General features: G+C 44.5%; 1 pseudogene. It reads right to left on the reverse strand.

Going from position 1 to position 697, the window contains the following annotated elements:
• Positions 1-697 (reverse strand): annotated as a pseudogene (locus tag F981_RS24080) (hypothetical protein); the annotation flags it as partial.

Consider the following 697-nt stretch of genomic DNA (forward strand, 5'->3'; position numbering starts at 1 on the left):
TATTTTGATCCACCGCCCAAGTTGGTTGCAGTGCTATTACCCAAAGCATCGGTCTGTTGTCATATTTTGATCCACCGCCCAAGTTGGTTGCAGTGCTATTACCCAAAGCATCGGTCTTACTGCTTGATGCTGTAGTTGCTGCATCTAACTGACCTTTGTTGACCGCTTGATCATCTGTAGTTGCATCAGCAACATTACTGATATTCTTGTTCGCTGCATTAATACCGCTGCTCGTAACACTTGGACCACCTGTAATCGTCAATCCACTGTTATCTAACTTGCTATTGCCTGTAATGACACTGCCAGCTGCGCCTAGGTCTAAGTTTGGATTTAACTTAACCTGTACGCCATCGGTGGTCGCAACTGTACTAATATTCGCGTCACCAGTGATGGAAACCGTATCACCTAATTTCTTAGTAGCGCTTGTCGCTGCGGTATCACCTTTAAAGGTTAAGCCTGTATTATCAACTGCTGCTTTCGCTGCAACACCTTTAGCAATATCTGTTTTAGTCGCTGCTGCAAGATCTACTTTATAGTCAGTAACATTGTTTGCATCTTTAGTTCCTGCAGTTACTGTGACTGCTGATGAACCTGCTGATGCGGTGGTACCATTGGCATTAACGGTATAAACATCTTGACCATTTGCACCTGTAGTTTTTGCGACCCCTGCGATATTGCTTCCACCTGCAACTTCAGT

It is taken from the genome of Acinetobacter guillouiae CIP 63.46 (assembly GCF_000368145.1).
GTDB lineage: Bacteria > Pseudomonadota > Gammaproteobacteria > Pseudomonadales > Moraxellaceae > Acinetobacter > Acinetobacter guillouiae.